The organism is Vibrio sp. 10N.222.55.C6 (assembly GCF_041473395.1).
In the GTDB taxonomy this organism is placed as follows: Bacteria; Pseudomonadota; Gammaproteobacteria; order Enterobacterales; family Vibrionaceae; genus Vibrio; species Vibrio crassostreae_C.
In genome coordinates this window covers 1-389 of record NZ_JBFRSD010000103.1, presented here as the reverse complement: position 1 = coordinate 389, position 389 = coordinate 1, and the positions used below count along the sequence as shown (strand labels likewise).

Genomic DNA, 389 nt, shown 5'->3' with positions numbered 1-389 from the left:
CTGTTTGCCGAAGGTGCTTTTTCTCAAGCCTTTGTACCAGTATTAACGGAATATCACGCCGCAGGTGATAAAGATAAAACTCGAGACTTGATAGCAAAGGTGTCCGGTACTCTTGGGGTGTTGGTTTCTATTGTTACGGTGCTTGGGGTATTAGGCTCTGGGGTTATCACCGCAATGTTCGGTGCGGGTTGGTTTATTGATTGGCTTAATGACGGCCCCTCGGCGCCTAAGTTTGAACTCGCCAGCCTAATGCTGAAAATTACTTTTCCTTATTTATGGTTCATTACGTTTGTCGCTTTATCAGGTGCAATCCTTAATACCATGGGCAAATTTGCGGTTTCGTCATTTACGCCTGTGTTCTTGAACGTAATGATCATAGGCGCTGCATG

Annotated in this window: 1 protein-coding gene; it reads left to right on the top strand. The window is 45.2% G+C overall.

All coding sequences use genetic code 11. From position 1 onward, the window contains the following. Window positions 1-389: lipid II flippase MurJ (locus AB4486_RS22745; protein ID WP_372118747.1), on the top strand; the 389-nt coding region annotated here is incomplete at both ends.